Raw genomic sequence first — 22,163 nt, 5'->3', positions numbered from 1 at the left:
ACGGGGACACTCCGGCGGCAGCAGCAAAGTCGGCGGGGTTTCTCGGCAGGAAGGGCCGCGCGGGCGCGAGAGGGTAGGATAGACAGAGAATGAATGTGCGAGGGGCGCGCTTTGGGTGCCCCTCTTACCGATAAGGACGTGGTCATGGAGCGTGCCACCGTATTGTCCCCGGCCAGCTATGGCGAGCTGGGAGATTTGGCCGTCGAGCTCAATAGCCGAGAAACACTTACCCGCGAGGAGGCCTTCGATGCCTTCATGGAGTGGTGCGCGGGGCGGGGCATCGAGCTGTGGCCCCATCAGGAAGACGCGCTCATGGCCCTTTTGATGGGAGACCATGTGGTGCTGGGAACGCCCACCGGCTCGGGAAAGAGCCTGGTGGCGGCCGGCATGTGCTTCATGGCCGCCTGTATGGGCGAGACCTCCTACTACACGGCGCCCATCAAAGCGCTGGTGTCGGAGAAATTCTTCGACCTGGTGGAGCTCTTTGGGCGCGATCTGGTGGGCATGCTCACCGGCGACGCGCAGATAAACCCGGATGCCCCCATCATCTGCTGCACGGCAGAGATCCTAGCCAACAAGGCGTTGGCCGGCGGCGCCCACGCCAACGTGGACTGGGTGGCGGCAGACGAGTTCCACTTCTTCGCAGACCCCGATCGCGGCAAGGCCTGGCAGATTCCGCTGCTGTGCCTGCCTCAGGCGCGCTTCTTGCTCATGAGCGCCACCCTAGGCAACATGGACGACATCTGCGAGCTGCTGGAGAAGCAAACGGGCAGGCAGGTGGATCAGATCACCGATGCCGAGCGGCCGGTACCCCTCTCCTACCGCTACGAGCTTAACCCGCTGGAGACCACGGTGGAGCTGGCGCTGCGCAACGGGGAAGGGCCCTTGTATCTGGTGCACTTCTCCCAGGTGGCGGCCCTAAACACCGCCCAGGCGCTCTCCAGCTACGGGGTCACCTCCAAAGAGCAGCGCAAGGCCATCCAGGAGGCCTGCCGCGGAACCCACTTTTCCACCGCTTTTGGCAAGACGCTCAAGCGCCTGTTGGCCAGCGGCGTGGGAGTGCATCATGCAGGCATGCTGCCTCGCTATCGCCTGCTGGTAGAGAAGCTGGCCCAGCAGGGGTTGCTGCCGGTGATCTGCGGCACCGACACCCTGGGCGTGGGCATCAACGTGCCCATCCATACGGTGGTGTTCACCGCGCTCTCCAAGTTCGACGGCCACAGGACGCGCCGGCTGCGCTCTCGCGAGTTCCACCAGATCGCCGGCCGTGCCGGCCGTGCCGGCTTTGACACCGAGGGCTTGGTCATCGCCGAGGCTCCCGAGCACGTCATAGAGAACGAGCGTGCCTTGGCCAAGGCGGGAGACGATCCCAAGAAGCGCCGCCGCGTCAAACGCAAACAGCCGCCCGAGGGCTTTGTGAGCTGGGACGAGAGCACTTTCACCAAGCTGGCGGAGTCTGTCCCAGAAAAGCTCACGCCCCGCCTGAACATCACCCACTCCATGGTGCTGGAGCTGGTGAGCCGCCACGGTGACGCCCGCGCAGAGGCCAGCCGCCTCATCGCAGACTCCCTGCAAACCCCCGAGCAAAAAACGGCTCTTGAGATCCGGGCCACCGAGATCTTTGCCACCCTCATCGACTCCGGCGTGGTGGTAGTGGAGCTGCCAGAGGGCGCTCCGGCAGACGCCGATCCTTGCGCCCCCGGCGGCTGCGACGCCTCCTATACCCTCACCGTGGAGCTGCCGGACGACTTCGCGCTGGACCAGCCGCTCTCCCCCTTCCTGATCGAGGCCCTGGAGCTTTTGGACCCTGAGAGCGACACTTACGCGCTGGACGTCATCTCCATGGTGGAGGCCACGCTGGACGACCCGGTGCAGATCCTCAAAGCCCAGCGCAAGAAGGCAGTGGAAGCCAAGAAGGCCGAGCTCAAAGCCGAGGGCGTGCCCTTCGAGGAGCGCGACGAGCTCTTGAGCGAGGTCACCTACGAGCAGCCCTTGAAAGACCTGCTGGAAGAAGCCTTTGCCCTCTACTGCACTTCTGTGCCCTGGGCCAACGACTACCAGCTGCGGCCCAAGAGCGTGCTGCGCGCCATGATCGAGAGCGCCAACGACTTCAAGAGCTACATTCAGGCCATGGGCATTTCTCGGGTGGAAGGCATCTTGCTTCGCTACCTCTCCGATGCCTACCAGGTGCTCGACCGCACGGTTCCTCCCGACAAACGCGACCAGCGCCTGGACGACATCGTGGCGTGGCTGGGGCTCATGGTGCGCTCGGTGGACTCCAGCCTGGTGGACGCCTGGGCCCAGGTGGGCCAGCAGGATATGGAGGGCCCCGGCGCCTTTGTGGAGGCAGACGCCGTGGTCAAAGACCGCCGCGGCCTCAAGCTGCTGGTGCGAAACGCCCTCATCCGCCGCGTGACCTTGGCGGCCAGAGACGATGCCGCCTCCCTGGGCGCCCTGGATGTGGACTGGGGCTACGGCGAGCGGGTGTGGCGCCAAGTGCTGGACCGCTACTACGACGTCTACGACGAGGTGATCTTGGACGCCGACGCCCGTTCCGATGCCTACTTCGAGCTGGACGAATCTGCCGAGAAAACCGACCATCTGTGGCATGTGACTCAGATCTTCGATGACCCCGAGGGCAACCGGGACTTTCGCATCACTGCCGAGGTGGACCTGGATGCCACCCAGACCTCCGACGGCGTGGTCTTTGCCGCTTACAAAGTGGGCTTTTGGGAGGACTAGGATGCACGGCTTTTGAGCGAGGCGTCCCTGGGTAAAAACCAGATTTGCCAAAAGATCCGCGCCCCAGGGGCGCCTCTCGAGAAAGCGGTGGTTATGCTCGAAAAAGCTCGCCTGGCTGCCATCAAGGCCTACACACGCCATAAACCCGACGTAGTGGAAGGCTACGAGGCCATCCGTGCCTTTGAAGATGCCGCCTCCAAGGTAGAGGCCCCCAACCTGCGCATCCGTGAGGACTCGCTCACCGTGCGCGCCACAGACGGCTACGAGATTCCCTGCCGCACCTTCACCCCCTTAGACATCAGCCTGTCGCTCAAAGAGGGCGCCACGGTGGAGGAAGACTGGGAAGGCACTGTCGTCTTCTTCCACGGTGGCGGCTGGGTCACCGGCCAGGTGGACCTCTACGCAGACTTTTGCAAGGACGCCGCGCTCGCCTTGAAGCGCCGCATCGTGTCGGTGGACTACCGTTTGGCTCCCGAGAGCCGCTTTCCCGTGCCCGCAGAGGATTGCTACGCCGTCACCAAAGCCGTGATGGAGGGCCAGGTCTTCTCGGATGTGGTGCCAGACCACGTGGTGCTCATGGGAGACTCCGCTGGAGGTAACCTGGCCGCAGCCGTGGCCCTTATGGCCCGGGACCGCGGCGAGTTTAGTCCCAAGACCGCCATCTTCTACTATCCGGTGTTAAACAATGACTACGGGCCCTCGGCTCCCTTCGCCTCGGTGGCAGAAAACGGCCATGATTACATTCTCACGGCAGAGGACCTCCAGGAATACCTCATGCTCTACTCCGAGCATCCGGACGACTTGCAGTGCCCCTACCTGGCCCCCTGGCTGGAAGGCGACCTCACTGGCCTTCCGCGCACGCTCATCCTCTCGGCCGAGCTGTGCCCTTTGCGCGACGAGGACGAGGCCTTTGCAAAGCGACTGAGCGATGCCGGCACCCCCGCCGCCTGCTACCGCATGCGCGACGCCATGCACGGCTACCTGCTCTACCCCACCTCGGCCGAGACCACCAAAATATCTTTGGGCATTTGCCGCAGCTTCCTGGACGGCGAAGCCCTCACCCAAGGGACTGATTCCACGTGGCTCGAGATACTTGGTATCGCCTAGACAACATAGGCAAGTATTACGCAGCCCAAGCAGGACGTCGCACCCAAACGGTGTTTCGTTATGCTGCACAAATGGACAGATTAGTGGACCCTGCTTTGCTGCAGCAAGCGCTGGATGCCACTACCGAGAAGTTCTGCCACTTCAACGTGCACCTTCGCTCAGGCCTGTTCTGGCACTACCTCCAACAGGTGACCGAGCCTGTGGTGGTGACCCCTGAGAACCTGCCCATCTGCTCGCCTTTGCATGCGGGCAGGCGGGCGCCCCTCTTCAGGGTGAGCTACTACGAGCAACGCATCAACTTTGAAGTGAGCCACATCATCTCAGACGGCCGCGGCTCCCTGGAGTTTTTCAAGGAGCTGCTACGCCAGTATGTGGAGCGGGCTTATGGCGAGGCGCTGCCGGCTACCAGCTATAACGCCACTCATAACGAGAGCATCGAAGACGCCTTTGACAAGAACTTCGAGCCGCAAAACTCCAAAACGGCCGCGCTTTCCAGGGCCTACCATATCCCTTCTCCCAAGATGACCGACGACCCCAGTTTCTTGGAATATCATCTGCCCTGTTCAGCCGTGCTGGCGCTGGCCCATGAGTGGCAGGTGAGTTTGAGCTCAGTGCTTATGGCTGCTTTGGTAGAGGCCATCCATTCCACCTTCAAGCGCCGGGATGTTGGGCGCCGCCCCATACGCATTGGCTTGCCGGTGGATTTACGCAGCCATTTTGGCTCCCACACCACCCGCAACTTCTTTGGTATGACCTTCACCACCATCGACACCGGCCAAAAGCTGCCCGAGGCTTTTGCGCTGGCCCGCCTCATCCAAACGCAGATCAGCGCCCAAACCCAGCTGGACGCCCTGAAGCTGCGCATGAACGCCATGGTGAAGCTGGAGAAAAACCCGCTGGTGCGCGTCGCCCCGGTGTTTCTCAAAGACTTGGGGCTCTATGCGGCAAACCTGGACGCAGAACGCGGGGTCACCGCCACCCTCTCCAACTTGGGGCGCATCACCCTCGAGCCCGAGGTGGCGACCCATGTGAAGTCCATCAACATCCTTACTTCTACCCAGGGGCTCAACCTTCTGGCGTGCTCACTTGGAGACGACCTTTCCTTGGGCTTGAGCACGGTCTATACCAACCTCGATGTCATCCAGGAGTTTGTGAGGTTCTTCTCGGACCGCCAGATCTTTGGCTACATCAACTACAGCCGCGCCACGCCGCTTCCTGAGGCGAAGGAGCCGGTTGAGGAGGATCGCGCATGAAGTATTGCTCCCATTGCAAGGTGGATTTCTCTGGCGACCTCGACACTTGCCCGCTGTGCCAACGGCCGCTCACCGGCTCGCCCAGCCCCGCAGTGTTTCCCCATGCCGCCATCGTGAAGCCCCAGAAGCTCATGATCTCCTTTGTCTTTTTTGGCTCCGGAGCAGCAGTGTTTACCATGGCGCTGCTCTGCGGGCTGGGGGTCATTCCGCCCAACATCGCGCTGTTGGTGAGCGGCGTGGTGGTTGCCAACGGGCTCTTTGTGCGCAACCTCATCGTGCAAAACCCGGGCTTTGTGCGGGGCGCCTCCCGCTATCTGCTGCTGCTCATTGGCCTGTCGCTCCTGTGCTATCTGCTCACCCAGGCAGACTTCTTCACCTCGCTGGTGATTCCCATCATTTGTTTGTCTGCCCTGGCCTTCGACGTTCTGCTGCTTTTGGTGCGCCGCCAACATTTCGCCGCCGAGTTTGCCAAGTACCTCATCTGCGACGTCATCTGCGGATTCATCCCTCTGGTGCTGGTGCTTCTAGGCTTTTCCCACTGGCCTCCTTTGGCGTTTATTTGCGCCTTTTGCTCGGCGATACTGGGGCTCTTTGTCTTTGTGTTCCTGCGCCAGGAGCTCTTTGGGGGCACCTCCAAGCTGTTCAACGCTTAGTGAAGACGGACTGACAGACCCCAGAAGAGAGGTCTGCCGGCCTTTTGCTCTTGAGGGGCCTGCGTCAGATGGGTTACGGCCAGCCTTTCAGGCCCAACCTAAGCCATCCCCCAGTTGGACGATCTCGTGATAAAGAAGGGTGTGGCGCTCATCGCAATCGCGGTCGCAGTGCATATGGCCAAAGTACCAGCGCTTATAGTCCAGCTTGCCTTCTAGCTCATCCAAGAAGTCGGTGAGCCGATCTCGCTGGGGATACTCCCACCCAGGATTGGGATAGAGCGCCTTTGGAAGCAGTGAGTTGGCGCAGGTATGGGTGATCACATAGTCTACCTGCCAGTCGCAGACATCCAGCTGCGTGCGGGCGGTTTCAAAATGGCGCTCGTCGGGGAGCTCCTGTGGCCACCAGTTGATTTGAGGTGTGCGCCATGCTTGATCCACGCTGGTAGCGCCACCCATAGTGAAGATCCTGCATCCATCGATATCGTAGACCTGGCCTCGACACGGGCGCCTGATGGGCGAATGAGGACGCAGGCGCTGTACCGCTCCCCCATGCCATTGCTCGTAGGGACGCCCTGCCCACCAGTCATAGCGCTCATGGTTGCCGTCCACAAACAGCAAGGTAAAGGGGCCTTGCTCAAGCCAGTGGAGGTCGTAGTATTCCTCTTCAGAGAAGTCCCAAGGGTAGCCAAAATCGCCTGCCACAATAAGGTAGTCGCGGCGCGAAAGAGTAGGGCCTACCTCCCAGTCGTAAAGCTTTTGGATATCCATCCCACCATGAAGATCGCCGGTCACATAGATGGTCATAGGCCACCTCCCTTCCAAAATCTCGCCGCCCTCTACCAGCTCACCGCTAGTTAAAGCTCTTGGCCCAATTCACCAGCGAGTCGTGATAAACGTTCTCAGCCACGTCCTTGCGCATCTGTGGAGTGACCTCGCCGCGCATGGCCATCTGCGCCAGCACCGAGAGCTGCAGCTCCTGCACGCTCATCTCCTCGTAAGGCTTTTCCTTACCGAGAAAGAAGTCCATGGTGAGCTGCAGAGTCTCCGGTTGTCCCTGAGCTGCTGCGCCGCCGGGAGTCTCGCACCCATCAGGTGCGGACTCCTCAGCTGTGGCCTCTGCTGCAGCCTCAGCAGCCACCGCATCGCGCACCCGGGCCAGCAAGTCCTCTTCGAGCGCCCGTTTCTCTGCTTGAGCTGCAGCCTCTTGGGCCGCGGCCTTCTCGGCAGCTTCGCGGGCGGCTTTAAGGGCTTCTGCCTGAGCCTGATCTTGAGCACGCTGGTCGTCGGCGGCACGCTGGGCCTGGCTGAAGGCTTGAGCTTGGGCGACCCATTGGTCGTCTGCCTGGCGTTGAGCATCGGCAGCAGCCATGGCGATAGCTTGGGCATCGGCATCTGCCTGAGCCTGAGCGGCTGCAGCGTCAGCGTTGTTGGCAGCCTCCACAGGGCGCCAGATGTCGCCGGAGCAGCCGTCGGTGGGAAGGGCCACCTGGCCGTCTTGGGCCGTCGCCACTCGGCCAGTGAGGGCCCCTTCATAGGCAGAGGCTCCCAGCGCGTCAACCTGAAGAGTCGCGGGATTGTCGTCGTTGTTCACCGTCACGATCACAGATCCCTGAGGCAGCAGGCGCGCGAAGGCGTATTGGCGGTTGGTGAGGGCCAGCTCGCGGTACTCGCCGTAAGAAAGCGCGGGAGTCTCATGGCGCACCCGGCCCAAGCGTGCAAAGAAGGCAGGCCAGGGAGAATCGGCGAAGTCGGCGAGGGAAAGAGCGGGACGCAGCATGTCGTCGGCCCAGTTGGTGCGCTCGCCCTCGATGGCAAACTCGCTGCCGTAGTAGATGGAAGGCGTGCCAGGCAGCGTGTACTCAAGGACGTGTACCGGATAGAAGTGGCGCTTGTCGGCAAGCTTGGTCCAAATGCGGTTGACGTCGTGGTTGTCCACAAAGTTGTAGAGGCGCAGGCCGTCCACGCGGTCGCCGCCCATGTCGTAGTTGCGCTTGACGGTGTGGGCAATCTCGAAGTAGTTGTGGTCGTTATGGCCGCTATAGAGGGCTTTGTGCAGGCTGTAGTTGGTGACCGCATGGAGGGTGTCGCCGTTGACCCAGCGACTGTACTCGCCGTGGATCACCTCGCCCATGAGCCAAAAGTCGGGCTTCACCTCGTTGGCCACCTGGCGCAGAGCATGCATGAAGTCGAAGTCCAAGACGTCGGCAGCGTCCAGGCGAATGCCGTCGACGTCGAACTCTGCCACCCAAAAGCGCACGACGTCGCAGAGGTACTGGACCACTTGGCCGTTGCGCTGGTTGAGCTTGATGAGGTGGTCGTAGCCACCCCATGTCTCGTAGGACACCCCGTCGCCAAAGGAGTTGTTGCCGCCAAAGTTCACGTTCACAAACCAGTCGCGGTAGGGACTCTCTTCTCGGCGTTTAATCAGATCTTGGTAGGCAAAAAAGTCGCGTCCCACGTGGTTGAAGACGCCGTCGAAGACCACACGGATGCCGCGATCGTGAGCAGCGGACACTAGATTGCGCAGGTCGTCATTGGTGCCCAGACGGCTGTCTACACAGCGGTAATCGGTGGTTTCGTAGCCATGGCCCACGCTTTGGAACAGCGGGCCAATGTAGAGGGCGGTGACACCCAGGCGCTGCAGATGATCGAGCCAGGGCACCAGCTGCGCCAGGCGGTGCTGCGGCTCGCCATAATCGTTTTGCTTGGGCGCACCTAGCAGGCCCAGCGGGTAGATGTGATAAAAGACGGCCTCGTCGTACCAGGGCATGGAGGCTCCTCTCGACGCAGTCACAAGGCAGGGAGCACCGAGTCTAACCAAGGCAGTCTCTCATTTCAACTTTGCTTCAACCTGTGAACTATCTAGCCGCAGGACTGAAGTCCTGCGCAGGGTCGCTGTTCTGCGGACAGCCAGCCTTGGCTTAGGCGCGCTCCTCTGCGTTGGTACCCAGCAAGATCCGGCGGCATTCGCCGTAGGTTACCAGATAGTAGACGGCCATGAGCCCCAGCTCGCACAGGACTGTGACGGCGACCATAGGCCAAAAATGCGCGGCGCCTGCGCCTGCGGCCAAAAGGGCCACCAGGGTCATGCCCACCATATCGTGGACCAGCGCCGCTGCCAGCGGCATTCCAAAATATACCGCGAGCTGGGCTTTGAGCGACCCACAGATCATCTTGGACTCTACTCCTAGGTCTTTGAGGAGGCGGTAGCGGCTCAAGCTGTCGGCAGCCTGGGAAAGCTGCTGCAACGCCAAGATCGCCATGGCCGAGAGCACAAAGGCGATCCCGTAGAACAGCCCAATAAAACCGATGGGCGCCCACATCATGGGACCAGCCGCTCCACTGTGAGCCGCGGCAGAAGGATCTAGCCGCATGCCAATGGAAAAGGCCAGGCCTCCCACCATCATGCAGAGCCCGCAGGCCAAAAGCACGCACACCATGGCCAGCGCCATGGCCGAGCTGGACGCCTTGGCCTCCATTTGCCTAAGCGTGAAGGGGCGCAACCCCACCAGATATCGGGCCTGATGGCGGCGCAGCCAGGCCGGCACCCCTTGAGCCAGCGACCTGAACAGCAGGTAGGTGCCAAAGAGCGCCGCTACGCCAAAGGGCAGAAGCATCCCCAAGAACAACCCGGGCTCTATAAGCACGCAGCCCCACACCAGCGCCACCAGCAGCACACCCGCTGCCAGCTGCAGGCGCCTTAGAGCCGGCCGAGAAGCGCCTGCCAACTGTTCCGGTTTTTTCTCGGCAGACAGAAGCGCGGCAGGAGTGCTCTTGGCCACCACGCGCCCCGAAGCCATGCAAGCCACAGCCATCAGCGCCACAAAGCAGCCCAGCGTCCACTGGAAGGCCGAGGCAGAAAAGACCGGCGCCAGCACCCAGCCCACACCAAAGACTGCGGCTTCGAGAGCCATGAAGGCCGGGGAAAGCAGCAAGCCCGCGCCAATGCCCACCACAAACGAGAGCGCTCCCACGCAAGCTCCTTCGTAGATAAGGATGCGCGACACATGCGCCGACTCCATGCCCAGAAGAGCATAGAGGGCGAGCTCCTTTTTGCGGCGTCGGCAGATGAACCTAAAGCCGTAGCTCACCAGAAACGCGAACACGATGACCACGAACACCGAGAAGGCGCTCATGAGATTGCCCAGCGACTGGGAACCCATCACCGCCCGCTGCGCCGGGTTCAGCACCATGGCGTCCAAGTAATCCCCAGATGCCGAGAAGGAATACAGCAAGCAGGCCGCGAAGGCCAGGGTGGCAAAGAACACCGAGTAGTCCTTGAGGCTTCGGCGCACGTTGCCCAGCGCGAGTTTGAGATACATGGATGAGGCCTTTCTGTCTGAGACCTCATCCATGGTGGGCCGACAGGCACGCAGGTACCATCGAGCTGCCTTACATCTGGCTCACAGAGCTGTAAGGCTAGGCCGCCTGCCTAGGGGCCTAATCCGACTTCTTTGCTCGGGTAGACAGACGCCCTACCTGGACATCCAAGGCCTTGAGGGCATCCATGACCTTCTCGGCATCTTGGCGGGCATGGGTCACGCGCTCCTTTTTGAGCCCCTTTTCCTCGATGACCTCCTGCAAAGCAGCCGCATAGTCGCTCTTGTGAGCCATGTTGACCTCGTGCCAGTTGACGCCGGCAAACCAACCGGCCACCGTGAGGTCCAAAGGCAGCTGCTTTTCCATCATAAGCATGGCAATCACCGGGTAGCCGGGATAACCCTGCCAATAGGTGGCCTTGTCGTTGGAGCGATAGATGATTTTGCCGTCCTCGATCTGACGCACCACACGGTAGCTCTTGGCGCCGTCGCTAGAAGTGACCACAGCCTGCGTGCCGTCGTCCAACAGGGTGATGCGGCCGTCCTCGATGGCCGACCAGGCTTCATAGATCTTCTCGATGGGAGGCAGCTTCTTCATGGGTATCAACCTCTTTTGCACTGGCAAGCCCAGCGGCTGACTCTTGCCTCCGGGCCTGGGATGTGTACTAAGAGGGCTTGTACCCGCCCGCTCTTTCCACTACCCGCCAAGCAGCAAGCCCATCCAGCGTCTGCCAAATCGTCAACCTTTTATGAAAGGGCATCTATGGATCCCATCATGGAACGCAGAAGCGTGCGTACCTTCACCCCAGAGCCTGTGACTCAAGAGGAGCTTCGCCAGCTTCTAGCCGCCGCCATGGCCGCGCCTTCTGCAGTGAACCAGCAACCCTGGGAATTCTACGTAGTGCAAAACGCAGCTATGCGCGAAAGCCTGAGCCGCACCAGCCCCTACGCCGGGCCTGCCGCCAAGGCGCCGGTGTGCATCGTGCCTTGCCTGCGCGCCCAAGACCTGCGAGCGCCGGAATATGCGCTGGTAGACCTCTCGGCTGCTACGGAGAACCTGCTGGTCAAAGCTTGCGAGCTTGGCTTGGGCGGCGTGTGGCTGGGCGTCGCCCCCAATCAGGAGCGCTCCCGTGCCGTCGCCCAGGTACTGGGCTGCCCGGACACGTTGGCCCCCTTCGCGCTTGTTGCTGTGGGCCATCCTGCCGACAAGCGCCAACCCACCGGGCCCTCGCGCTTTGACGAGTCCCGCATTCGGTGGGTGCAGTAACCGATCTAGTCATCTGGCTGTCTCACTCTTAACTGGCTATCGCACTCACAGCTCTCCTGCAAAAGCAAAAGGGGGCTAACAGGACAAAAAGCATGCAGTGGATTGGGATGTTGGCGCAGGTCAACATCTCTTTTTGGGCGTTTAAATCCGGAAGGCAAATTTGAACATGGGGACCCGGATGGAGGGTGTGCTATCAGCTGCCCTATAACCCCAGATGAAGACGGCAAAATCGAGTCACTACATCCAGGATTTGCAGGGCTCGATGAGAAATGTGATCTGTGGGGCCAAGACGCAAAAAAGCGACAGCGCCCGCGCCTACTAAGCACATTTCCTCCGTGCATTTCCTCCGGCACGCGCCTACTAAGTACAATTTAATATGAAACCAACTCTGTGAGCTTGGTTGACGTAATACTTAAATAAAAAGTGGTGCCGATTTTGGGCAAAATCGGCCTACTAAGTACTTAGTAGGCGTGAAATGGTACTTAGTAGGCGTGAAGTGCCGCTCAGTTCAAACCTCATCTGCCCTGCATCCCCATTTCAAAGGTAGGTCTGCTTTTGACCTTCCAGATTTTACCTGGGGCTTTGCAGTTTGAAAGTAGCTCTACTTTCAAACTGCCCCCTTCTGAGCGCAAAGAGTACTTGTAAATAAAGAGTACTTGTAAATAATGAAGGTAGATTTGGCCTACAGAATGAGGAGTATTGACGCAGGTCAGTACTCCTCATCACAGCACGCTGTCTGTCCAAAAATCCGCAAAAGCCTGACCCCGGAGAATTTCGAGGTCAGGCTTATTCTGTGTCCACACAGGCAACACGGCCAGCGGGAGGCCCATCAAGCTGATGAAGCTTCGAGCAGCTCCGCTCCCTAGGAGCGCTGCGCTTCTAGGGTGAGGGTGGAAAGCAGCGGCACCGCAGAGTCCAGATCCTCCTGTGTAGCCTGCCACTTCCAGTTGCCGACAGCTGTGCCGGGCACGTTCATGCGAGCCTCAGAGCCCAGCCCCAGCACATCCTGCAGCGGCATCATCACTACCGGCGCACCCGAGCGCAGGGCGTCTACCATGATGCGCTCTGCCAACGTACGACTCTCGTTCATGTCGGTGATGCCGTAGGCGTTGCGCACGAAGCCCAGCAGAGTATCGGTATCGTGAGTGCTGGTGTACGCGATCTTTTCAGGAGCTGGCAGATAGCCGCCCCGCAGGTCGCCGTCGTAGAACTCCAGCACATCCATGCCGGGGAACCCGCACTGGGCCAAAAGGCCACGGACGGCAGGGGTGATGATGCCCAGATCCTCGGCGATCACCGGCAGCGGCCCAAACTTTTGCGCCGCTGTGCGGAAGAGGTCCACACCCGGTCCCGGTTTCCATTGACCCTCCAACGCCGTCTTGCCATGGGGCACTGCATAGTAGTTCTCAAAGCCCACAAAGTGGTCCAAGCGCAGGTAATCATAGAGCCTGAAGAGATGGCCCAGACGCTCCAGCCACCACTGGTAATTGGTGTCTGCCAGATAGTTCCAGTTGTAGGTGGGGTTACCCCAAAGCTGGCCCTCGGGAGCAAAGCCATCGGGCGGCACTCCCGCGCACTCCTTCTTGTGACCGTGCGCATTCAGATTGAAGACTTCCGGATGCGACCAGGTATCGGCAGAGTCCTCGCTCACATACATGGGGATGTCGCCAATAATCTGAATCCCATGTTCGTTGGCGTAGGCCTTCAAAGCTTGCCACTGCACAAAGAAGAGCCACTGGCAAAACTCGTGAAACCGCACGCGTTCGGCCAGTTCGGGGCGGGCGGCCAGCTCTGGCGAGTAGCTGTGGTAGGGCTCCGGCCAGCTCTGCCAGGGCACATCTTCCAGCGACTCCTCGCGATCCTGAGCCTCCTGCGCCGTATCCTGCGTTCCCATCTCCGAGGTGTCAACCACCTCCGGCGATACCTCCTCAGCCGCGCTTTCCACTTCGCCGGGAGTTTGGGTGCGTAGCCACTGGGGGTCCACCAGGATCTCCCCTGCCAGCACGCCATCGCGAATGGCCTGATAGGTGGCGTAGGGCACCAACCACGAAGCCTCATTTTGGCGGAAGGCTTCAAAGTTTTCTGCCGAGAATACCTCGGCCACAGGAGTTGCGGCCACCACTAAAGACTCGGGGAACTTTTGGGTAGGAGCCCCTTCATTCCATGCCCGGTAGAGCTCCTCAAAGGTAAGGCCGCCGCGGTGCACCAGCGCCAGGTTGCCCGCAAAGGCGCTGGGACCTGCATAGGGGCTGCCAAAGGCATCGCAGGGATTGATGGGCAGCACCTGCCAATAGCGCTGGCGACCCTGTGAGAGGAAGTCCACAAAGGCAAAGGCCTCAGGACCCAGGGTGCCGGGACCGTCGGGGTTGGGCAGCGAGGTGATGTGAGCCACCACGCCTTGACCGTGCTCCAGCGGCTTTACCAGGGGAGGCGTGCCGTGGAAGTAAAGCACTGCCGAGCCCAGCTGGCGCAAGGTGACGCGAGCCTCGCCGTTTTCCACCACCGGCGAGACGCCGCTTACCAGATCGTCGACCTGAGGCGCGCGCAAAGGCACCGACACCTCATGAACCGCCGAGAGCGACCGGTTCACCAGCACGCAGATGCACTCGCCAGACTCCTCGTCGCCGGGACCGGGAGTGCGCCAGAAGCCGTAGACATCGGGGCCTGCCGAGAAGGGCTCGAACCCGCCGTTGACCAGCATGGGGAAGCGCTGGCGCAGGGCCATGGCGTTGTGGTAGATGGCCTGAGTGTCGGGGTCCTCGTGGCCCCAGGGATAGGTGGAGCGGTTGTATGGGTCGGTGTAGCCCTCGACTCCGGCCTCGTCACCGTAGTAGACGCAGGGCACGCCAGGAGAGCACATCTGCACCAGCACCGCCAGCCAAAGGCGACCTTTGGCCAGGCCCTTCTGGCCCTCAGAGAGGCGGTACTCGCGCATTTGCTCATCGGTCATGGAGTCTTTGTCCGGTGCGCCGCCCAGCACCGTGAACAAGCGTGGGCGGTCATGGCTGCCCAGCAGGTTGAGGCAGGCATAGAAGGCCTCAGGGGGATAGTTCTCCTTGAGGGAGGCCATGGTCTCAGCGATCTCCTCGGCTCCTTGCTCACCCAGCAGATAGCTTAGGAGCGCCGCCCTAAAGGGGTAGTTCATGGCGCTGTCCAGCTCATCGCCGCACAGGTAATGGCGCAGCTCGCCGTAGGCGATCTTGTTGGAGGCGTCCTCCCAGACCTCGCCCAGCAACAGGGCATCGGGCAACTCGGCGGTTTCTGCCGCCTTGATGCCAGCGATGAAGGGGTCGTTGAGCTCGTCGGCCACATCCAGGCGCCAGCCGCGGGCGCCCTGGCGAAGCCAGTAGCGCACCACGCCCTCGGGACCATAGACGAAGTCCTGCCACTGAGGGTTGGACTTATCGGTATCAGGAAGGTCGTCTACACCCCACCAGCAGGTGTAGGTGCCGTCCTCCTCCATCAGGTACCAGGGGCGATAGGGAGAGTCCGGCGACTGCCAAGCGCCCACCGAGTCGTAGTTGCCATATTTATTGAAGTAGCGGGAGTCCACGCCCGTGTGGTTGAAGACGCCGTCCAAAATGAGGGAGATGCCTCGCTCAGATGCGTCGTCTGCCAGGCGGCGGAAGTCCTCTAGTGTGCCTAGCATGGGATCGATGGCCAGGTAGTCACCGGTGTCATAGCGGTGGTTGGACTGGGCCTTGAAGATGGGATTCAAATAGATAGCCGTAAATCCCATGGAAGCGATGCGATCCAGATCTTGGCGAATGCCCTCTAGAGAGCCTCCGTAAAACTCCCAAACCGTAATGCGGTTGTGCTCGTCGCGCTGGTAGGCCACCGGCGTATCCCAGTCTTCCACCAAAGCCCGAGGCACACCCTGCGTAGGGGTTTCCAGCGCAGCCTCGGCCCGCTGGCGCCACTGATCATCGCGCCGATAGCGATCGGGAAAGATCTGGTAGACCATGCCGGCCTTGTACCAATCTGGAGTGACCTCGCGCTGATGGTAGACGGTGATCTGGAAGGAGGGCGGCATGTAGTCATACATCTGCCCTACGCCGCCGGTACGGCCCTCGCGGGCGCCGTAATAGCGCACCACGCCGTCTGAACCCTCCAGCAAGAAGGCGTACCACAGGATGCCCAGCGCCTCGCAGGGCAGCTGTCCGGCAAAGGTGAGGCGGCCGTCCTCTGCTCGCTCTTCAAGCTCCATGGGCCAGAAGGCCTCGCCTTCGCCGTCAACCCAGGTGCGAATGGTGGCTTGGGTTCCCGGATCATCCCACACGTCGATCTTTAACGTGACGACGCCGCCCACAAGGGCGGCGCCGCCGGGATTTCTATACCGGGAGCCCCTGCTGTCGTGAAAGGCTCTCATGGTGTCCTCTCTTCTCCCTTGAACCTCAATGGCTGCTTAAGAAGGGCACGCTGCCGCCTCCAGGCCGTCCAAGGGGGTCGGGGGTGTTAGGCGCGCTCCTGAGGAATAACCTCGGGGTGGAGCCAACCATACATCTCAATATAACGATTTGCTGCAGCCGTCCAGGAGAAATCTACCTCCATGGCCTGGCGCTGGAGCTGCGCCCAGGCGCTCTTGTTGGTCCAGAAGACCTCAGCTGCGTTGAGGACGCAGTCTGCCATCTCTTCGCCATTGAAATTGGCAAAGGAGAAGCCCGTGCCCTCGCCTGTGAACTGATTGTAAGGGATGACCGAGTCTTTGAGACCGCCGGTCTCACGCACGATGGGCAAGGTGCCATAGCGCATGGAGATCATCTGAGACAGGCCGCAGGGCTCGAAGAGCGACGGCATCAGGAACATGTCTGCGCCGGCGTACATGCGCTGGGAGAGACCCAGGTCGAAGTCGATGCGAGCGCACATGGAGCCTTGATACTTCCAGTCGAAGTAGCGCAGCGAGTCCTCGTAGGTGCGGTCGCCGGTGCCCAGCACTGCCACCTGAATGGAGCGGCCCAGCAGGCGCTCCAGCGAGTACTGCACCAGATCGAGGCCCTTTTGCTTGGTGAGACGGGTCACCATGGCCACCAGCGGGCGCCCGGGGTTCACCTCGAGGCCCAGCTCCTCCTGAAGCGCGGCCTTGCAGGCGGCCTTGCCAGCCATGTCGCCCACAGAGAAGTTGGCGGCGATGGCGGGATCGGTAGCCGGGTCGAAGGACTTGGTGTCGATGCCGTTCAAGATGCCATGGAGCGACTCGGAACGCTGACGGAACAGACCGTCCAGGCCCTCGCCAAAGAAGGGGGTCTTGAGCTCCTGGGCATAGGTAGGGCTCACCGTGGACAGCAGGTCGGAGTAGATGAGCGCACCTTGCATATAGTTGATGGTATCCGGTGCGCAGTAGAGCTGGCGTACCGCATTGGGTGCCGGGAGCAGGCCTGCGGTATCCAGCACTGAGTCGCCGTACATGCCTTGGAACTTGGCATTATGTATCGAGAAGACCGTGCGCACGTTGTCGTAGAGCGGCAGGCCCTGGTAATACTCGCGCAAGAAGACAGGGGCCAGAGCCGTCTGCCAGTCATTGCAGTGCAAGATGTCGCAACGGAAATCCGGCAGGTATTGGAGGCTCTCCGTGATGGCCTTGGAGAAGAAGGCGAAGCGCTCGCCGTCGTCGAAGTAGCCATAGAGGCCGTCGCGCTTAAAGAAATGCTCATTGTCGATGAAGTAGTAGTCGACGCCATCCTTCTGGATGCGCTCCAGACCGCAGTACTCGCTTCTCCACCCCATGTTGAGATAGAAGTCGCAGACATGCTCCATCTGGTCGACGTACTCTTGCTTGATGGTGCCGTATTTAGGAAGCATCACCACGACGCGGCAGCCGGCTGCCACAAGCGCCTGAGGCAGCGAGCCGGCCACGTCGCCTAAGCCGCCCGTCTTGGAAAACGGAGCGGCCTCGGCCGACGCAAATACGACGCGTAGCTTCCTGCGTTGTTTAGCAGACACTAGCTGCGTCCCTTCCCCTGAATAAGGATGTCATCCAGCGTGCCACGTAGCTCGGTGCGGGCCGGGATGGTGTTGTCGCGGTCCACAATGGCGTTCTCGATGCGAGCGCCGCTCTCCACCACGCAGGACTGCATGACGATGGCATTGCGCACGGTGGCTCCGGGCTCCACCACCACGTTGCGGCCCAGGATGGAGTTCTCCACGCAGCCTGCGATGCGAGAGCCGCCAGCCACCAGGGAGTTGGATACCTTGGCGCCGGGCTCGTACTTGGCGGGAGGATTGTCGTGGGCTTTGGTGAAGATGGGCCGCTCGTCGCCAAAGATCTCGTCGTCGATGTCGGGATCCAGAAGCTTCATCGAGTTCTTGTAGAAGCACTTGGCCGAAAAGACTGCCATGGCAGGACCGTCGAAGGTGTAGGTCTGCACGTTGACGCGGTCCAGGTCGCCGGTGAGGGCCTCGAAGAGGTCCAGGTAATCCAGAGACTTATACCAGTCCAGCAGCTGCTTCAAGATGTCAATGGAAACCACGAAGGTATCCAGGAAGGAGGTGTCGCCAAACTGCACGCCCTGATGCACGCCCACCACGCGGTTGTTGTCTACGTGGAAGCCGGTGAGAGAGACGTTCTCCTCGGCAGCGCGCTTGGTGACCACGGTGATGTCTGCGCCGGACTTGCAGTGCTCGTCGATGAGGTCCTGGAAGTCCATGTTGTAGATGATGTTGGCGGCAGAGAGCACGATGTAAGGGCGCTTCTCGCGATCCAAGAAAACGCGGTTGTCAATGAGGTCGCGAATGAGGAAGCGGGCGCCGGAGCGGGTGGAGCCAAAGGCGGAGCCCGGCAGGTTGAACAGGCCGCCATGCTTGCGGTCCAGCGACCAATCCTTGCCGGACTCCACATGATCCATGAGCGCGCGGTAGTTGGAGGGCAAAATCAGGCCCACAGTACGCATGCCGGCGTTGACCATGTTAGAGAGAGCGAAGTCCACCATGCGGTAACGGCCAGCGATGGGCAGCGCTGCCGGGGGACGGGACTCGGTGAGGGCACTCGGGTTTTTGACTGAGTAATTGGTGGTAATGAGGCCAATGCAGCGATCCACGATTACTCCTCCCCCTTTCCTACAACAACGTTGTCGCCAACAACCACGGTGTCCTTGGGCTTGTCGACGGAACCAAACTTGACATTCTCCTCTACCACGGCGCCTTCGCCGAGAATAGCATTCACCACGTAGGCGCCGGCCATGACCTTGGCACCGGGCAGAAGGATGGAGTCCACCACGTGAGCGCGTGGGCCCACATAGGCGTCGGTGGAGAGGATGGAGTGCTTGACCTCGCCAAAGACGCGGCAGCCGTTGGCTACCAAAGAGTCATCCACAGAGGCGGCGGTGCCGATGAGATGGGGCGGGCGAGTGGGGGCGTTGCTCATGACGGGGAAGTCGGGCTGATCCAAGTTAAACTCGGGGTTGGCGCCCAGAAGCGACATGGCGGTGTCGTGGTAGGAGGCGATGGTACCTACGTCGCGCCAGAAGCCGTGGAACTCGTAGCAATAGATGCGACGGCCCTCTTCGAGCATCTTGGGGATGATGTTGTTGCCAAAGTCATGCTCGGAATCGGGGTCGTTGGCATCTTCACGCAGAGCGTTGATGAGCACATCGGTGGAGAAGATGTAGATGCCCATGGACGCAAGGTTGGAATCCGGTTGGGCGGGCTTCTCGGTGAACTTCACTACCGAGCCGTCGTCGTCTTTGGTGATGATGCCAAAGCGGCTGGCCTCGTCCCAGGGCACAGGCATGACGGAGATGGTGAGGTCGGCGTTGTTCTTGATATGGACGTCCAGCATCTTGCGATAGTCCATGGAGTAGAGGTGGTCGCCGGACAGGATGAGCACGTACTCGGGATCCTGGGTCTCGATGTAGCCGATATTTTGATAGATGGCATCCGCGGTGCCGGCATACCACGAGCCGCCGGTCTCGGTGGCGAACGGAGGGAGCACGGAGACGCCGCCGTCGCGCTCGTCGAGGTTCCAGGCAGCACCGGTTCCAATATAGCTGTGGAGCAGATAGGGACGGTACTGGGTCAGCACGCCCACGGTGTTGATATCGGAGTTCGCGCAGTTGGATAGCGCGAAGTCAATGATGCGGTACTTGCCGCCAAAGGACACGGCCGGTTTGGCGATCGACCGTGTGAGGGCGCCTAAACGGGAACCCTGCCCGCCGGCAAGAAGCATCGCGAGACACTCCTTCTTGCTCATAACACTCCCCTTCCTGTAGAAAACCTCGGCTCGAGGCTCCTTGGGTGGGACGCCTCTTTTTTTGGGAGGCGTCCCTAAACTCCTGAACAGTACGAACTACTCTGGCCCCGACCCTCTCTCTGGGTAAGGGGCTACACGTGCCAGATGTCTTCAGCGTACTCACGAATGGTGCGGTCCGACGAGAAAAATCCGGAATTTGCGGTATTCGCGAGCGCCATGGCGTTCCAGCGGCGCCGGTCGCCATAGATCGATCCTAAATGCTCCCAGGCGTCCACATAGGAGTGGAAGTCTTTCAGAACAAAGTCAGCATCATTCTTATGCATGAGGCCGTCGTAAATAAGATTAAAGTTTCCGGACAGCCCTGCGAACGTCCCATCGATAAGTTCATCAACAACACGTCCCAGGCGGTCGCGGTCGCGGTTGTACTCATCCCAGGCGAAGTAGCTATTGGAGGACTTAAGGGCTTCCACCTCATCGACGGTGAGGCCAAAGATCTCGATGTTGTCGCGGCCGGCCAGCTGGGCGATCTCAACGTTGGCGCCGTCCAAAGTGCCCAGGGTAATGGCAGCGTTGGCCATGAGCTTCATGTTGGACGTGCCCGACGCCTCCATGCCGGCAGTGGAGATCTGCTCGGAGATCTCGGCAGCAGGATAGATAAGCTCGGCGTTGCTTACCGAGAAGTTGGGCACGAAGGCCACCTTGATGATCTGGTTGGCGCGAGGATCGTTGTTGACCACGTGAGCCACCGAGTTGATGAGGCGGATGACCTCTTTGGCGTAGGTGTAGCTCTGGGCGGCCTTGCCGGCGAAGATGAACGAGGTGGGACGAGGAGTGTAGCCCCAGTTGACGATGCGGTTGTAAACGTCCATCACCTTGAAGATGTTGAGCAGCTGGCGCTTGTAGGCGTGGAAGCGCTTCACCTGGACGTCGAAGACCGAGTCGCAATCCAGCTCTACGCCGGTGGTCTTCTTGATGTAAGCAGCCAGGCGCTCCTTGTTGAGACGCTTGGAGTCGGTCATGGCGTCCAAGAAGACGCTGTCCTTGTAGAAGGCCGAGAGCTTGTGGAGCTCGCTGGCGTCATCCAGCCAGCCGTCGCCGATGGCACTGGTGATGAGACGGGAATAGCTAGGATTGGCATTGCCAAGGAACCGACGGAAGGAAATGCCGTTGGTCTTGTTGTTGAACTTCTCGGGATCCAGCTGATAGAAGCCGTTGAGGACCTCGCGCTCCAAGATGTCGGTGTGGATCTTGGCCACGCCGTTCACCGAGTGTGAGCAGATGATGGAAAGGTTGGCCATGCGCACCTGGCCGTCCCAGAGGATGGCGGTCTCGCACAGAAGATCCATGCGGTCGCCGTGCTTGGCGATGAAGTCCTCACGATAACGGCGGTCGATCTCCTCGATGTACATGTAGATGCGAGGCAACAGGCGATGGAAGACGTCGATGGGCCACTTCTCCAGAGCCTCAGGCAACACCGTATGGTTGGTGTAGCTGATGGTGCGGGTGACGATGTCCCAGGCGCGGTCGTAGTCCAGGCCCTCCTCGTCGATAAGGACGCGCAGCAGCTCGGCGCCGCACATGGCGGGGTGAGTGTCGTTGGTGTGGATGGCGATAAGCTCGGGGAACATATCCCAATCCACCGTGCCGTCGGCGCGGGTGTTCTCGCGCTTGAAGGTGCGCATGATGGAGCCGATGCCTGCAGCCACAAACAAATACTCCTGCTTCAAGCGCAGGATGCGGCCGTGCTCGCCAGCATCGTTGGGATACAGGATGGTAGAGATAGCCTCGACGTCGGTGCGGAATTTGGAGGCGTTCGCATATTGACCGTCGTTGAAGGCATCCAGGTCGAAATTCTCCTGAGCGGGCTCGGCAGACCAAATGCGCAGCTTGTTGACGGTTTGCCCGCCATAGCCCACCACAGGGATGTCGTAGGGCACTGCCTTGACGGTCTCGCCGCCCTCCAAGGTGAACCAGTACTTGCCGTCCTCCTCGTGGCGCACCACCTCGCCGCCAAAGGTGACCTCCACAGCAGACTCGGGGCGACGGACCTCCCAGGGATAGCCCTTGGCCAGCCAGTTGTCGGTCTCCTCCACTTGGCGGCCATCCTTGATCACCTGGCGGAACAGCCCATAGCGATAGCGCATGCCGTTGCCGTAGCCGGCAATGCCCTCATGAGCCATGGAATCCAGGAAACAGGCAGCCAGGCGCCCCAGGCCGCCGTTGCCCAAGCCGGGGTCGACCTCACAGGCAGAGAGGCGCTCCAGCGAAGTGCCCATCTCCTCCAAAGCCTCCTGCACGGTCTCTAGCGCGCCCAGATTGAGCAGGTAGTTCTCCAGGAGCGGGCCGATAAGAAACTCCAACGAGAAGTAGAAGACGCGCTTCTTGCGCTGAGCCACGATGGCGTTGTCGTTTTTCACGTGAATGGCGCGGGCACGATAGGCTACCAGGTTGCAAAGGGCTGCAAAGCGCTCGTAATCGTCGGCGTCCTCGAAGTCTTTGCCCACCTCGGACTCCACCATGCGGCGGTATTCCTTCTTGAATTGTCCTGTGCTCTCGAAGATGTCGTTTTTCACTCGATACTCCTTATTTACAGGGATTAGGGCGTCGTGTAAGGGATGCGCCCGGGTGACGTGGGAC

14 protein-coding genes are annotated in these 22,163 nt (G+C 60.7%); 5 read left to right on the top strand and 9 right to left on the bottom strand.

The annotated features are described in order from the left end of the window. Positions 1-144: 144 nt before the first annotated feature. The 4 genes from OR601_RS01530 (at position 145) to OR601_RS01515 (ending at position 5,755) form a co-directional block, all read left to right on the top strand. Positions 145-2,742 carry a DEAD/DEAH box helicase gene (locus OR601_RS01530; protein ID WP_136012505.1) on the top strand — a complete coding sequence of 866 codons (2,598 nt, stop codon included), beginning with the start codon at positions 145-147 and terminating at the stop codon, positions 2,740-2,742. Between the two features lie 93 nt (positions 2,743-2,835). Continuing rightward, positions 2,836-3,849 carry an alpha/beta hydrolase gene (locus OR601_RS01525; RefSeq protein ID WP_265591972.1) on the top strand — a complete coding sequence of 338 codons (1,014 nt, stop codon included), beginning with the start codon at positions 2,836-2,838 and terminating at the stop codon, positions 3,847-3,849. Then, entirely contained in the window at positions 3,822-5,102 is a 1,281-nt protein-coding gene (locus OR601_RS01520; RefSeq protein WP_136012240.1) for an alcohol acetyltransferase, read from the top strand. Before OR601_RS01525 ends, OR601_RS01520 begins: the two co-directional genes overlap by 28 nt. Then, the gene (locus tag OR601_RS01515) at positions 5,099-5,755 is read left to right on the top strand and encodes a DUF6320 domain-containing protein (protein ID WP_136012239.1); all 657 of its coding nucleotides are present in this window, start codon (positions 5,099-5,101) and stop codon (positions 5,753-5,755) included. Before OR601_RS01520 ends, OR601_RS01515 begins: the two co-directional genes overlap by 4 nt. An 87-nt stretch (positions 5,756-5,842) precedes the next feature. On the opposite strand, the gene OR601_RS01510 is transcribed toward OR601_RS01515, so the two are convergent. The 4 genes from OR601_RS01510 to OR601_RS01495 all read right to left on the bottom strand — a co-directional run bounded on the left by OR601_RS01510 (position 5,843) and on the right by OR601_RS01495 (position 10,672). Then, on the bottom strand, positions 5,843-6,559 hold the full coding sequence (locus OR601_RS01510; RefSeq protein WP_265591971.1) for a metallophosphoesterase: 717 nt from the start codon (positions 6,557-6,559) through the stop codon (positions 5,843-5,845). Positions 6,560-6,605: 46 nt separating this feature from the next. After that, on the bottom strand, positions 6,606-8,525 hold the full coding sequence (locus OR601_RS01505) for an alpha-amylase family glycosyl hydrolase (protein ID WP_136012237.1): 1,920 nt from the start codon (positions 8,523-8,525) through the stop codon (positions 6,606-6,608). Between the two features lie 151 nt (positions 8,526-8,676). Then, positions 8,677-10,077: an FtsX-like permease family protein gene (locus tag OR601_RS01500; protein ID WP_265591969.1), complete on the bottom strand. Its 1,401-nt coding sequence runs from the start codon at positions 10,075-10,077 to the stop codon at positions 8,677-8,679. 118 nt (positions 10,078-10,195) lie between these two features. Further along, positions 10,196-10,672: a hypothetical protein gene (locus OR601_RS01495; RefSeq protein WP_265591968.1), complete on the bottom strand. Its 477-nt coding sequence runs from the start codon at positions 10,670-10,672 to the stop codon at positions 10,196-10,198. A gap of 165 nt (positions 10,673-10,837) precedes the next feature. On the opposite strand from OR601_RS01495, the gene OR601_RS01490 reads away from it, so the two are divergent. Beyond that, on the top strand, positions 10,838-11,341 hold the full coding sequence (locus OR601_RS01490) for a nitroreductase family protein (protein WP_265591967.1): 504 nt from the start codon (positions 10,838-10,840) through the stop codon (positions 11,339-11,341). Positions 11,342-12,203: 862 nt separating this feature from the next. Here the strand turns inward: OR601_RS01490 and malQ are convergent. The 5 genes from malQ to OR601_RS01465 form a co-directional block, all read right to left on the bottom strand. Then, positions 12,204-15,710 carry a 4-alpha-glucanotransferase gene (malQ, locus tag OR601_RS01485; protein ID WP_265591966.1) on the bottom strand — a complete coding sequence of 1,169 codons (3,507 nt, stop codon included), beginning with the start codon at positions 15,708-15,710 and terminating at the stop codon, positions 12,204-12,206. 86 nt (positions 15,711-15,796) lie between these two features. Continuing rightward, positions 15,797-17,281 carry a glycogen synthase GlgA gene (gene glgA, locus OR601_RS01480; RefSeq protein ID WP_265591964.1) on the bottom strand — a complete coding sequence of 495 codons (1,485 nt, stop codon included), beginning with the start codon at positions 17,279-17,281 and terminating at the stop codon, positions 15,797-15,799. Continuing rightward, entirely contained in the window at positions 17,281-18,375 is a 1,095-nt protein-coding gene (gene glgD, locus OR601_RS01475) for a glucose-1-phosphate adenylyltransferase subunit GlgD (RefSeq protein WP_265591963.1), read from the bottom strand. Before glgD ends, glgA begins: the two co-directional genes overlap by 1 nt. 2 nt (positions 18,376-18,377) lie before the next feature. Then, entirely contained in the window at positions 18,378-19,526 is a 1,149-nt protein-coding gene (locus OR601_RS01470) for a glucose-1-phosphate adenylyltransferase (protein WP_168897415.1), read from the bottom strand. Between the two features lie 131 nt (positions 19,527-19,657). Beyond that, positions 19,658-22,099, bottom strand: coding sequence for a glycogen/starch/alpha-glucan phosphorylase (locus OR601_RS01465; RefSeq protein WP_265591961.1), 2,442 nt, complete (start codon positions 22,097-22,099; stop codon positions 19,658-19,660). Positions 22,100-22,163: the final 64 nt, after the last annotated feature.

Origin of the sequence: Leptogranulimonas caecicola (genome assembly GCF_023168405.1) — a bacterium.
Classification (GTDB): domain Bacteria; phylum Actinomycetota; class Coriobacteriia; order Coriobacteriales; family Atopobiaceae; genus Leptogranulimonas; species Leptogranulimonas caecicola.
Note: the sequence above shows the minus strand (reverse complement) of the source record. Positions and strands in the feature narration are given on the sequence as shown.

Bases quoted from the DNA above. Each gene is read 5' to 3' on its own strand.
- OR601_RS01530 (WP_136012505.1), top strand. From the start codon at position 145: ATGGAGCGTGCCACCGTATTGTCCCCGGCCAGCTATGGCGAGCTGGGA.
- OR601_RS01525 (WP_265591972.1), top strand. From the start codon at position 2,836: ATGCTCGAAAAAGCTCGCCTGGCTGCCATCAAGGCCTACACACGCCAT.
- OR601_RS01515 (WP_136012239.1), top strand. From the start codon at position 5,099: ATGAAGTATTGCTCCCATTGCAAGGTGGATTTCTCTGGCGACCTCGAC.
- OR601_RS01510 (WP_265591971.1), bottom strand. From the start codon at position 6,559: ATGACCATCTATGTGACCGGCGATCTTCATGGTGGGATGGATATCCAA.
- OR601_RS01505 (WP_136012237.1), bottom strand. From the start codon at position 8,525: ATGCCCTGGTACGACGAGGCCGTCTTTTATCACATCTACCCGCTGGGC.
- OR601_RS01500 (WP_265591969.1), bottom strand. From the start codon at position 10,077: ATGTATCTCAAACTCGCGCTGGGCAACGTGCGCCGAAGCCTCAAGGAC.
- OR601_RS01495 (WP_265591968.1), bottom strand. From the start codon at position 10,672: ATGAAGAAGCTGCCTCCCATCGAGAAGATCTATGAAGCCTGGTCGGCC.
- OR601_RS01490 (WP_265591967.1), top strand. From the start codon at position 10,838: ATGGATCCCATCATGGAACGCAGAAGCGTGCGTACCTTCACCCCAGAG.
- malQ (WP_265591966.1), bottom strand. From the start codon at position 15,710: ATGAGAGCCTTTCACGACAGCAGGGGCTCCCGGTATAGAAATCCCGGC.
- OR601_RS01470 (WP_168897415.1), bottom strand. From the start codon at position 19,526: ATGAGCAAGAAGGAGTGTCTCGCGATGCTTCTTGCCGGCGGGCAGGGT.